General features: G+C 63.2%; 9 protein-coding genes. 2 read left to right on the top strand and 7 right to left on the bottom strand.

Annotated elements, in window-relative coordinates; all coding sequences use genetic code 11:
• The first annotated feature begins 75 nt into the window (after positions 1 to 75).
• A complete protein-coding gene (locus ACT6Q8_RS11540) occupies positions 76 to 1089 on the top strand; it encodes a hypothetical protein (protein WP_444732127.1) in 1014 nt (337 codons plus the stop codon).
• Positions 1090 to 1214: 125 nt separating this feature from the next.
• On the top strand, positions 1215 to 2747 hold the full coding sequence (locus ACT6Q8_RS11535; protein WP_444732429.1) for an ISL3 family transposase: 1533 nt from the start codon (positions 1215 to 1217) through the stop codon (positions 2745 to 2747).
• Between the two features lie 191 nt (positions 2748 to 2938).
• Here ACT6Q8_RS11535 and ACT6Q8_RS11530 read toward each other — a convergent pair whose 3' ends face one another.
• The 7 genes from ACT6Q8_RS11530 to ACT6Q8_RS11500 all read right to left on the bottom strand — a co-directional run bounded on the left by ACT6Q8_RS11530 (position 2939) and on the right by ACT6Q8_RS11500 (position 12096).
• A complete protein-coding gene (locus ACT6Q8_RS11530; protein ID WP_444732128.1) occupies positions 2939 to 3799 on the bottom strand; it encodes an SDR family oxidoreductase in 861 nt (286 codons plus the stop codon).
• A gap of 72 nt (positions 3800 to 3871) precedes the next feature.
• On the bottom strand, positions 3872 to 4534 hold the full coding sequence (locus tag ACT6Q8_RS11525) for a TetR/AcrR family transcriptional regulator (RefSeq protein ID WP_444732129.1): 663 nt from the start codon (positions 4532 to 4534) through the stop codon (positions 3872 to 3874).
• 7 nt (positions 4535 to 4541) lie between these two features.
• A complete protein-coding gene (locus tag ACT6Q8_RS11520; protein ID WP_054169400.1) occupies positions 4542 to 6077 on the bottom strand; it encodes an AMP-binding protein in 1536 nt (511 codons plus the stop codon).
• 2 nt (positions 6078 to 6079) lie between these two features.
• Positions 6080 to 7564, bottom strand: a complete 1485-nt coding sequence (locus ACT6Q8_RS11515; RefSeq protein WP_444732130.1) for an FGGY family carbohydrate kinase — start codon at positions 7562 to 7564, stop codon at positions 6080 to 6082.
• Positions 7561 to 9072: a glycerol-3-phosphate dehydrogenase gene (gene glpD, locus ACT6Q8_RS11510; RefSeq protein ID WP_082372529.1), complete on the bottom strand. Its 1512-nt coding sequence runs from the start codon at positions 9070 to 9072 to the stop codon at positions 7561 to 7563. The genes ACT6Q8_RS11515 and glpD overlap by 4 nt, the downstream gene beginning before the upstream one ends.
• A complete protein-coding gene (locus ACT6Q8_RS11505; RefSeq protein WP_444732131.1) occupies positions 9008 to 9907 on the bottom strand; it encodes an alpha/beta fold hydrolase in 900 nt (299 codons plus the stop codon). The genes glpD and ACT6Q8_RS11505 overlap by 65 nt, the downstream gene beginning before the upstream one ends.
• A 14-nt stretch (positions 9908 to 9921) precedes the next feature.
• Positions 9922 to 12096, bottom strand: coding sequence for a TonB-dependent receptor (locus ACT6Q8_RS11500; RefSeq protein WP_444732132.1), 2175 nt, complete (start codon positions 12094 to 12096; stop codon positions 9922 to 9924).
• Positions 12097 to 12111 lie beyond the last annotated feature (15 nt).

The raw sequence follows: 12111 nt of genomic DNA, 5'->3' as shown, positions 1-12111 counted from the left end.
ACGTTCGTCCGGAGCGCAAATGTGACTGACGACATTTTCTCCCGCTACCCGAGCGTCCGAGGAAATTCGCGCTCCATGGCGATGCTGAGCGCGGTGCTGCATGAGAAGGGGCTTGTGGACGACGCCGTGGCAATGGCGACCGCCGCGATCGAAGCAGCGCCGGAGAGCATGGCGGTACGGGATATCATCGGCTATGCCCTCTCAAACGGTGTGCAGTCCTTTCATGTCCCCATGCTGCTCGACCATGCCCGCAACGCTGCCTATGCTCGCGCAATACGCCGGATGGTACATCCGGGCATGCGCGTGCTCGAGATTGGAACCGGGGGCGGTTTGTTGGCGATGCTGTGCGCGGAGGCCGGCGCTATCGTCACGACATGCGAAGCCCAGCCGACAATCGCCGCGACAGCACGCGCGATCGTCGATCGCAATGGCTTCTCGGATCGCGTGCGGGTGATTTCGAAGCGTTCCGATCTGTTGAGTATCCCTGAAGATATGGATGCGCCCGCCGAACTGGTGGTCCATGAGATTTTCGGTAGGCGTCTTTTCGACGAGGGCGTCACCGCTGCCCTACGTGATGCGCGCGCGCGGCTACTCGTAGCGGGTGCGCCGGCGCTGCCCCCGCGCGCAGAAATCCGTTGCGCCCTCGCCCGATCGGTGGATGCGCGCCGGCGGGTTGTGACGATCGAGGGTTTCGACATGTCCCTGTTCAATCTGCTTACCGTGCCGGGGCGGCAGTTGAGACTGAAGAAGAGGGAGCATGTCGATTACTGTTCGGAAACCGCTTCCGTGCTGCGCATGAATTATGACGCCCCCTCGCCCTTCGGCCCTCAGACCGAGACGGTTTCCCTAGTCTCAACGGGGGGGCGGATAGACGGAGTAATGCAATGGATCCGTCTCGATTTCGGCGCAGGTGAGACATTGGAAAGCGATCCGTTCAGTGAGGACGGTGCGACCTCGTGGGGAGCGACGTTGTTCGATTTCGCTGCGCCACTCGAAACGGCGCCGGGAGATATCGTCGAAGTCACCCTCTCTCACAAGGATATGCGGTTGCTGGTCGATGCCGTGGTCCGGCCTCGCAGCACCGTGTGAAGAAGTCATGATGTGTTATCCGGCGTGGAAAAGTGGCTCTGACTCAATTTTGATGAAATTCGGGATTCCTCTGGAGTGGATTTTCCATAGGGATCAGCATGATGGGATTGGGCTTTCCACACTCGATGTTCGATGTTGCCGTCATGGCCATCAAGGACATCACCGATGATGATGGGATGGTGCGCCTCACCATCAGCCCGGTCACGGCGATGAGCGCCTGTCCCGGATGCGGGACGCGGTCAGGTCGGATCCATAGCCGATATCATCGGCGGCTGGCGGACCTGCCGACCAGCGGTCGTCTGGTTGAGCTTGTGCTGCTTGCCCGCCGGTTTTTCTGCTATGCTGTGCTGTGCAGGCGCCGCGTATTCACGGAGCGCTTTGATCCGAATGTTCTCGCACCTTGGGCTCGCCGGACGGCCCGGCTGGATCAGGTTGTCCACCATCTGGGTCTGGCGCTGGGAGGTCGTCCGGCTGCTGCCCTGGCCCGTCGCTTGATGCTACCGGTGAGCAACGACACCTTGTTGCGGGTAGTTCGCCGTCGAGGCAGCCCGCGCATCGTGCCGCCTACGGTGATCGGCGTGGATGATTGGGCGTGGCGACGCAATCACCGCTATGGAACCCTGATCTGCGACCTGGAGCGGAGGCGCACCATCGCCCTGCTGCCTGATCGTGAGCCGGCGACGACGCAAGCCTGGCTGGAACAGCAGCCGCAGGTCAGCATCGTGGCCCGCGACCGCGCAAGTGGCTACGCCCTGGCTGTCTCCAAGGCGTTGCCGACTGCCACGCAGGTGGCCGACCGCTGGCACCTGATGGAGAACGCAAGTCGAGCCTTTCTCGACGCAGTCCGGAAATCCATGCGGCAGATACGCACCGCGGTCGGCGCCACCAGCATCGATCCGGCCCTTCTCACGGCGGCAGAGCGCTTGCAGTACGAAGGATATCTGCGGCGTGAGGATACCAACAATGCGGTCCAACGCCTGGCCAAGGAGGGCATCCCCATCAAGGAGATCGTTCGCCGGACCGGCCACAGCCGAGGGCTGGTGCGCAAAATCCTCCGGGGTCAGGGGACGGACATCTTCCGGACAAGGGAAAGTTCCCTGGAACTGCATCTTCTCTGGCTCGACCAGCAATGGCAGGCGGGGCATCGCAACGGTACTGAACTTTGGCGGCGGCTCAGTAAGGAGGGTTTCCAAGGCTCGCTGCGCGTCGTCACGGAATGGGCGACCCGCCGGCGCCGGGCCGACCAGATGGGAGTAGAGGCTCTCAAACGGACACCATCCGCCCGGATCATCGCCCGGCTCATGACCTTGGGACGCGATGCGCTGACAAAGGCTGAGACTGTCCTGGTTGCCGCCATTGAAAAGGGGGTCCCGACCATTGTCGAAGCCAGGACCATCATCGCCGATTTCCAGGGCATGATCCGGCGCCGGTCGTTGGCTGACCTGGCCCCCTGGCTGGAACGGGCAAGCCCATCCATGGTGGCGTCTTTCGTCAATGGCATCGTCAGGGATCGGGCCGCTGTGGAGGAGGCTATCACTTCCCCATGGTCCAACGGCCAAACCGAAGGCCAGATAACCAAGCTCAAACTCGTCAAGCGCCAGATGTATGGCCGCGGAAAACTCGACCTGCTCCAGGCCCGCGTCATCGGTGCAGGGTAGAAAGGCACTTCACCAAAACTGCGTCAGAGCCAAACTTCAATGCCGATTGACATGCAGGGCCAGCGCAAGACCGTTCTGGGGGGATCGAAGCCCACGTGGCACAGCATTAGAGACGCCGGCACCGTGCATATCCGCACCGATGTCCCCAGCCGGAGCAGATCATCTAAGACTACTGCCTATCGAAAACATCTCTAGACATTGGTCACTGATCGCAGCTCCCGCAGCGACGGCACGAAGAAATCAGGTGTCAGATCGATATCCGCGACACCAGGCGGGCCATAGTCGGATAGGTCGGTGACGCCATTTGCCGCCAGCAGTTCGTCGTCGATGTAGAAGTTGCCGGTATTGATCCGGGCGTCGGAGGTCATGATCAGATAGGCAGCATCCGCCACAATTTCCGGGCGACGCAGTGCGCCCAGGCCGACATGGGGGCCGAACTCCGTCATTGCGGCGGTGTCGATGGCCGTGCGCGGCCAGAGGCAGTTGATCCCGACCCTGCCACGATATTCACCGGCAACACCCAGGGCGATGATGCTCATGCCGTATTTTGCCAAGCTGTAGGCGACATGGGGAGCAAACCATCGCTCCTCCATGTGCAATGGCGGGGATATGGAGAGAATGTGCGGATTGTTCGATGCCAGCAGGTGCGGGAGGGCCGCTTGCGTCACCACAAAGGATCCACGCGCATTCACCCCATGCATCAGATCGAAACGCTGAACCGGCGTTTCCAGGATCGGCGTCATACGGATGGCGCTGGCATTGTTGATGCAGATGTCGATGCCGCCAAACGTGTCCACGGTGCGGGCGACCGCAGCGGCAACCTGATGTTCATCGCGGATGTCGCACAGGATAGGCAAGGCGTTCCCGCCAGCGGCCTCAATCGCGTCCGCAGCGGTATGGATGGTACCCGGCAACTTGGGGTGAGGCTGGTCTGTCTTTGCGGCAATCGCAATATTGGCACCGTCCTTGGCCGCCCGCAGCGCAATTGCCAGCCCGATACCGCGCGATCCGCCGCTGATGAACAAGGTCTTGCCTTTGAGGGGACGGGTCATTGGTCGTTCCTTTTTATATTACAATGTAAACTTTATGAGCGCCACATGGGTATGGACGCAGCGCAGGCGGTATCAGGCCAGTGCCGTCAGACCGGCCATGATCGACCGAATGGCCGGTCTGGCCAGATGCTTGAGATTGCGCCCGAAAACCAGCTTGCGGGCCAGATGCAGCGATGCCAGGCCGTGCAGCCCGCTCCACACGATGTCGGTTGCCTGGCCCAGATCCGCGCGTTCAGCGCGGGGCCCCAGGAACTGGGACACTGAGGCCTGTATCTCAAGCCAGGACGCAGACTGCCGCCGTACCTTCTCGCCGAATTCCTTCTTCATAGCTTCCGGGTTTTCAAAGGCCCACATGTCAAACATCAACCGGTAGTCATGGGGGTTGGCATAGGCAAAAACCAGATAGGCACCACAGACCAGGGGCAGCGCGTCGGCATCCCGTCGCGCCCGCCGCCGCCAGCGAGCCAAGGCCTGGGTGAAGCGCGCAAACGCCCGGATGCGCAGTTCCATCAGCAGGTGGTCTTTGCTGGGGAAGTAGCGGTAGGCCATCATCTGCGAGGTGCCCAACAGACGCCCCACATCCCGCATATTGATCGCGTCAACGCCGCCTTGCTGAAACAGGGTTAGGGCAGCGGCACAGATGCTGTCGCGCGCTTCCTGTACAGACGCGGCCAGAATCTTTGGATCAGCCGGCGGGCGGCCCCGGCGACGGGGAAGGGGAGCCTCTGTTGTCATGTCGTCTTCAACCGCTCAACGAGACGCGCCGGAGAATAGCGGTGTCCAGGGCGCGTTTCATGATCTTGCCTGTCGTGTTGGTGGGCAGCACCGGCAGAATAGCGATCAGCCGGGGGTATTTGTACAGCGCAATGCGGGCGCGGCACCAGGCTGCGAGTTCGTCAGCCGACAGCATATGTCCTTCGCGCGGGGAAACATAGGCCGCCACCTCCTGCCCGACCTGTTCATCCGCCACGCCGATCACCGCCACATGCAGCACACCCGGATGGCTGGCAAGCGCCGCCTCCACCTCCGACGGATAGACATTGTAGCCGTTGCGGATGATCATTTCTTTCTTCCGGTCACAGAGAAACAGCGTGCCCTCTGCATCGCGGCGGACAATGTCGCCGGTGGCGAACCATTCATCGTCGCCGCGTGGCTGGAACGTCCCGTCGATGTAATAGCCGCGCAGCAGATTGGGTCCGGCCAGCTGCAATTCACCTTGATCGGGGTCCGCCGGGTCCAACGGCACGATACGGTGGGACAGGGGCGTGCAGAGGGCCCCGACACCACCCGTCGGCATCGTTCCGGGCCGTTCCAGCGCGATGCAGCAGGCCACCTCCGTCATGCCATAGCCCTGATGGACAGGTACACCGAACCTATTCTGAAACACGGTGCCAGTGGCCGCCGGCAGGGGCGCGCCACCGGCCAGCACGAAGCGCAAACGGCCCGGTTCCGGGTGGTGTCCCGTCTGGCGCGCCTGTTCCGCCACGGCGGCCAGACTGGCGGGCACGGCGGCGATGATGCTGGGCCGGCGCTGAACCATCGCGTCAAACAGCGCGGCGGGACCGGGGCGGGGGACGAGCGACAGTTCCGCCCCCGCCGACAATCCGCCCAGCATCATCACCATCTGTCCGAAAACATGGCTCAACGGCAAAGGGCATAACAGGACGTCGTCGCGGGTGATCGAGAATACCGCGTTGGCGTGACGGGCGTTGGTGATCAACGCTGCCTCGCGGTGTGATGCGCCCTTTGGCCGGCCCGACGTGCCGGAAGTGAACAGGATCAATGCTTCGTCCCTGCCATCCCGGCGCACGGGTGGCAGATCGGTACGGGCACGGGCCATGGCGCGGTCGAACGGTTGATCCGGGCCGCTGCGCAGGACCAGACAGCTCAACCGCAGGTCAGCCACCAGACCGTCCAGCGCTGACAGTACCGGATACGGCCCGTCTGCCGGTGCGGCGATGATGGCCGCCGGCCGCATGCTGTCCAGAATGTGGCGGACCTCATCAGGACCCAGCAGCGGGTTCAGAGGCATGACCACCAGACCCGCCCGATGAGCCGCGAAATAGGCGGTGACGAACTCCACTGATGTCGGCAGCAACAGCAGCACCCGTTCACCCGGACGCAGCCCAAGAGCGGCCAGGGCGCCCAACGCCGCCTGGATACGCGCGTCAAGCTGGGCATAGGTGACGCTGGCGCCGATCCCGGACAGGGCAATGCCGTCGCCCGGCACGGCATGTGCCGCCACCACATCACAAAGGCCGGTGATATCTGCATGCATGGTCACGTTCCTTCCGGAGGTGGTGTGGAGGCCAGGAGATGGTGGACGGCGGCGCGCCATCCGGTCAGACGCCGTTGACGGAGAGCATCATCAATGGATGGCGTGAACCGATCCAGCCCGGACAGAACAGGCACGCGTCGCGGGTCGGGCCAGATGCCAGCCGCGAACCCGGCCAGCCGTGCGGCCCCCCAGGCCGTGGCCTCATGATTGCGTGACCGGTCCACGCACAGGCCCGTCATATCCGCCAGATATCCCGCGAACCAGTCGTTCGACGCCATGCCGCCATCGATGCGCACATCCTGTGGCACCAGCCCGTCGGCCTGCATGGCCTGGATCAGATCGCAGGTCTGGAAGGCCGCAGCCTCCAATGCTGCGCGCACGATGGTGGCCGGACCGGTATCCAGCGTCAGGCCGGTCAGGCTGGCCCGCAGGTCGCTGCGCCAATAAGGGGCGCCCAGCCCCACAAAGGCCGGAACCAGATGCACGCCATGGTCATCGGGCACACTGGCGGCCAATGAAGCGATCCCATCATAACCGTGGACGATGCCCAGCCCATCGCGCAGCCAGTTCAATGCCGCCCCTGCCACGAAGATCGACCCTTCCACGGCATAGGCGGCCTCGCCATCAACCAGACAGGCCAAGGTCGTCAGCAGCCGGTGACGTGACAGCAGCGGCTTGTCACCGGTATGGGCCAGCAGAAAACAGCCAGTGCCATAGGTCGCCTTCATGCGCCCCGGCAGAACGGACCCCAACCCGATCATGGCCGCCTGCTGATCGCCGGCCATGGCCGTGATGGGAACCGGCCGCCCCGTCACCCGGATATCGGTCTGCCCGAAATCATGACAGTTGCCGGCCACGGTGGGCAGGATACAGGCCGGTATATCAAACAGCGTCAGCAGGTCCGTATCCCAACATCGTCGATGGATATCAAACAGGGAGGTACGGCTGGCGTTGGTGGCATCGGTCAGATGGGACCGGCCCCCCGTTAACCGCCAGAGCAGGAAACTGTCGACCGTGCCGGCGGCCAGCCTTCCTTGTGCCGACAAGGCGGCGGCACCGGGCACATGGTCCAGCAGCCAGCCCAGCTTGCTGGCGGTAAAGTAGGGGTCGAGCAGCAGACCGGTGCGCGCCCGGACCAGATCTTCCGCGCCATCGGCCCGCAGCGCCTCGCATTGCGCTGCTGTCCGCCGATCCTGCCAGATGATGGCAGGGTGCAGGGCGCGGCCGCTGTCGCGGTCCCAGAGCAGGATTGTTTCACGCTGATTGGCAATGCCGATGGCCGCCACCCTTTCATCCATGACCTGACGCACACAATCCTGCACGCCGGCCCAGAGATGTTCGGCATCCGCCTCAACCCACCCTGGCTGCGGATGGGCAAGGCGCAGGGGCTGGCTGGCCACCGCCAGCACGCGGCCATCGGCGGCATACCGGACCGCACGGGTCGATGTCGTGCCCTGGTCGATGGCGATGATCTGATCCCGGATCATGGCGCCTGCTCGCGCAGATAGGCATCCAGACGGGCGACCTGACCGGCATCGAACCGCAGGCCCAGCCGCGTTCGCCGCCACAGGATGTCATCGCTGCTGCGCGCCCATTCGGTCTGCACCAAATAATCGACCTCCCGCTGGCTCAGCCCATGGCCGAAATCGATGCCCAGATCGGCAATCGTGCCGGCCCCCTGCATCCATCGTTCCAGCCGCGTGCCATAGGCGCCGGCCAGGCGGTCCAGCGTCTGACCATCTAGGAATGGCCAGCGACACCGGGCAGCCTGCCGGAACATGTCGAAATCCGCCATGTCGCCGCCGGGCAGCGGCAGGGCTGACGTATCGCCGCCGTTGATGCCCAACCGGCCCAGAACCATGTCGGCCAGATGCCGGGCCGTGGTCAGCTTTCCCCCGAAGACGCTGAGCAGCGGCGGGCCGTCGGCGTCCAGTTCCAACCGGTAGTCACGCGTGACCGCACTGGCTTCGTCCCGTCCATCATCGAACAGGGGGCGGATGCCGGCAAAGTCACCGACAATGTCCGCCTGTCCGACCGGATCGCGCAGATATCGGTTGGCAGCCGCCAGCAAATAGGCCGTTTCCTGCGCCGAGATGCGGTTGTCCGACGGATCGTCCACGGCAAAGTCGGTCGTGCCGACCAGGGTCCAATCCCCCTGATAGGGAATGATGAAGATGATGCGCCGGTCGGGTTGCTGGAGGATCAGGGCATGGTGATGGGGGAGCTGGCGTCGCAGGATAAGATGGCTGCCGCGCACCAGGCGGATACGATATTGGCCCCGCCGGTCCAGTCCATTGGACAGGACTTGTTCCACCCAAGGACCTGCCGCATTCACCACGCGCCGGGCCGCGACAGTGACTTTGTTGTCCGCTGTTTGCAATGCCGCCCGCCAGACCGGCCCCTGCCGCACGGCATCGACAAACCGGGTACGGGTCTGAATGTCTGCGCCTGCCTCTGCCGCGCCAAGCGCATTCAGGACGACCAGCCGACTGTCATCAACCCAGGCATCCCAGTAACTGAAGCCTGTTCCGTGATCCGCCGCCAGGATGGCATCGTCCAACGGTACCGCGCGTGACCGGGGCAGACCACCGCCCGCCGCGAACAGGTCGTACAGATAAAGGCCAATACGCACCATCCACCAGGGCCGCATGGAGGGCGCATGCGGCAACCTGAATTCCATGGGCCGCACCAGATGGGGGGCTGTTCGCAGCAGGATGGCCCGTTCCGCCAGCGCCTCCCGCACCAGCTTGAACTGCCGGTGTTCCAGATAGCGCAATCCGCCATGGATCAGCTTGGTGGACGCCGAGGAGGTGGCCTGCGCCAGGTCATCCCGCTCCACCAGCAGCACGCGCTCACCGGCCAAGGCGGCGGCCCGAGCAATGGCGGTGCCATTGATGCCGCCGCCGATAATCAGCAGGTCATAAGGCCGGTCATCCGGGATCAGCCCGGCGGGTGTGGCGGGGCAGGGTGGCGATGGTTCGCACAAGCCAGGCATGAAGGTCTCTCACCACGTCATCGCGGTTGATTTCATTCAGAATTTCGTGGCGTCCGCCGGGATACGATGCCAGCACCGGGGCAAGGCCCGCCGTGCGGTAACGGTCCAGCAGGGGCGGCAACTGCCCGAACTGCGTTGTCAGGCTGTCCTGATCGCCGACCAGCACATAGAGGGGCAAACCGGACGGGATGCGTGCCAGTGCCGCCGGGTCGGCCAGCCGCGCGCCCTGCGACAGCAGCGACATCATGGAATGCGGGACCAGGGAGAAGCCACACAGCGGATCGGCGATATAGGCATCTACCTGGGCTTCGTCACGGCTCAACCAGTCGCAGGGCGTGCGGGCGGGTTCGAACGGTCGGTTCAAGGCCGCCAGCGCATCGCTTTCCGCCGCCATGGCCGCCGCCAGCAGATCGACCGCCGTTGTCCCGACCAGGACAGCCCCGTCGATCAGATCGCCGTGATCGATCAGGAACGCCTGAGCGATGAAGGAACCCATGCTGTGCCCCAGCAGGAAGAGGGGCAAGTCCGTCTGGTCCGCCCTGGCCCGGTCAACCAGGGCGGCCAGATCGGCCACCACCGCCGCAAAGCCGCCGGGGCCGAAATCGCCGGCCCCCCGCTCGGACAGGGAGATGGTGGCACCATGGCCGCGATGATCGAGCGCATACACGATGTAGCCGGCATCAACCAGCGCAGCTAGGGCCGGCCGGTAGCGCAGGGCATGTTCGCCCATGCCGTGCGCCACCACGATCACAGCCCGGAATGGCCCGTCCTTGGACCAGCGATAACAGGCCAGCCTTTGCCCATCAGGGCGCGTAAGGGTGAATTGCGTGTCCATGGACGGGCCTCCGGTCAGAATTTGCCAGACAATTCTACCCCGAAGCGGCGCGGATAGGGGACAGTCGCAAAGCGTGTCTGGCTGGTCGCGTCGACGACGATGCCCGTGACCTGCCGGTTATCGGTCAGGTTCTTGGCATAGACCGACAATTCATAACGATCATCGGGAGCGCGATAGGCGATGCGGGCGCCAACATCCCAGAAGGCCTCGCCCCGCGACAGGACGGAATTGTTGGCCTGGAAATATTGCATGCCGACATGCGTGGCATCGGCATGCAAAAGAATGGCGCCGTCATTATCCAGATCGATACGGTAATCAGCACCCAGATTGACGGTATGGTGTGGCGCCTCGATCATGTCGTTGCCGCTGAGATTGACGCCATTCAGGACCAGCCGCCGATATTCGGCGTCCAGCAGGCCAAGGCCGGCATTGACCTTCAGTTGGGGCGTCACCCGCGCCGACAGTTCCAGTTCCACACCCTTGGTCCGCGACTTGCCGGCGTTTACCAGTTGCTGATTATTGATGCCGACCAGATTGATGAATTGCTGGTTGCTGAAATTATAGAGGAAGGTCGACACATTGGCCGTCAGGCGCCGGTCGAACCATTGCGATTTCAGGCCGATCTCGTAGGCGTCCAGCTTTTCCGGGTCGGCGACGTTGAGGTCGGCCGCATTGGTCAGGGCGCCACCGTTGAAGGCGGAACTGCGGTAGCCACGGGCAAACTGCCCGAACAGCATGACATCATCCTCCAGCTGCGCGCGCAGGCCGATACGGCCCGTCGGCTTGGCATCGTGATAGGTCAGGGTCGGTTGCCGGGCGATGACGGGCGTGACCTGGAAGTTGGAAAGCCGTCCCTTGTCATCGGTGTAGCGCAGGCCGCCATAGGCCGTGAACATGTCCGACAGTTCCAGGGTGCCGTCGATATAGGCCGCATAGGAGGTGCGGCGCTGATCGAAGCTCTGGTTCAGGATGGGCAGAACGGGCGGCCCGCCGAAAATCGTGTAGGTCGTATCGATATCGATATCGTCGCGGAAATAATACAGGCCCGCGATGACATTGAACGCACCGGACCCGTTGGTGGCAATACGCAGATCCTGGCTGGTTTCCTTGTTCTTCGCCCGGAAATCGATATGCAGCAGGTTCATGGTAGTGCCATCGGCGTCAACATTGTTGAGGAACCGGCCCCGCAGGTGGGATGTGATGGACGTGATAGAGACGGGCCCCAGATCCTTCTGAACATTCAGATAAAGCCCGCTGCCCCTCACCTCTAGGTCGCCATCGCGGTCGGTTGCCATCTGATGGCGGGTCATGCGCTGGCCCGTATAGGGGTTGACGCGGGGATCGACACCCAGGGCATTCAACCCGCCCGGTGCCGTACCGGTATTGATGACGCCGATGGCCTTGGCATCCGATCCGTTATGGAAGACGCGCAGCGTGACCTTCAGGTCATTCTCATCCTGATAACCCAGGGTCAGGCGGCCGGCCTTACGGTCGATATTGGACCGGTCGGAAATGGCCGGGTTCACATTCTCGATATAGCCTTTGGAATGGGCGACATTGAAGGCAAAGCGGGCGGACAGACGGTCTTCGACCAGGGGCACCTCCGCCACGCCTTTGGCTTCAACATAGCCGTAGCTGCCGGCCCCGATGCTCATTTCCGCTTCCTGCGTGAAGCTGGGGCCGCGGGAGATATAGTTGACGGCGCCTGCCGTGGTGTTTTTGCCAAACAGCGTACCCTGCGGACCGCGTAGCACCTCGATGCGTTCGATATCGAACACCTGGGCGCCGCCCAGATACTGCGCACCGACATAGACCTCATCATAGAAGACACCGGTCGGCGACACGGCATTCAGATTGAACTCCGACGTGGAGATGCCGCGCAGGGCGAATTTCGGCTGGTTCTCGTTACCCAACACCGAAACCCGCAGATTGGGCGTCTGACGTGCGATTTCGGTCCCACTGTCGATCTTGGCCATTTCCAGGCCCTGCGCGCCGAAGACGGATACAGAGACCGGCACTTCCTGAAGCCGTTCATCGCGCTTCTGTGCGGTGACGATGATCTCCTCCAACACCATCTCGTCCTTAGCGGGCGGCGTGGGTGTCGATTGGGCATAGGCGATGGTTGCCGTGGACATGCAGGCAGCCACGCAGGCGACGCGAAGCGTCGCTGCCTTTGAACGCGATCCCATGGTTCTCTCCCTTGA

The sequence above is a fragment of the Niveispirillum sp. genome (assembly GCF_052437035.1).
Classification (GTDB): Bacteria; Pseudomonadota; Alphaproteobacteria; order Azospirillales; family Azospirillaceae; genus Niveispirillum.
This window is presented reverse-complemented; position numbering and strand designations above follow the sequence as displayed.

Coding starts and splice junctions, on each gene's coding strand:
- ACT6Q8_RS11540 (WP_444732127.1), top strand. CDS start 76: ATGGCGATGCTGAGCGCGGTGCTGCATGAGAAGGGGCTTGTGGACGAC.
- ACT6Q8_RS11535 (WP_444732429.1), top strand. CDS start 1,215: ATGTTCGATGTTGCCGTCATGGCCATCAAGGACATCACCGATGATGAT.
- ACT6Q8_RS11530 (WP_444732128.1), bottom strand. CDS start 3,799: ATGACCCGTCCCCTCAAAGGCAAGACCTTGTTCATCAGCGGCGGATCG.
- ACT6Q8_RS11525 (WP_444732129.1), bottom strand. CDS start 4,534: ATGACAACAGAGGCTCCCCTTCCCCGTCGCCGGGGCCGCCCGCCGGCT.
- ACT6Q8_RS11520 (WP_054169400.1), bottom strand. CDS start 6,077: ATGCATGCAGATATCACCGGCCTTTGTGATGTGGTGGCGGCACATGCC.
- ACT6Q8_RS11515 (WP_444732130.1), bottom strand. CDS start 7,564: ATGATCCGGGATCAGATCATCGCCATCGACCAGGGCACGACATCGACC.
- glpD (WP_082372529.1), bottom strand. CDS start 9,072: ATGCCTGGCTTGTGCGAACCATCGCCACCCTGCCCCGCCACACCCGCC.
- ACT6Q8_RS11505 (WP_444732131.1), bottom strand. CDS start 9,907: ATGGACACGCAATTCACCCTTACGCGCCCTGATGGGCAAAGGCTGGCC.
- ACT6Q8_RS11500 (WP_444732132.1), bottom strand. CDS start 12,096: ATGGGATCGCGTTCAAAGGCAGCGACGCTTCGCGTCGCCTGCGTGGCT.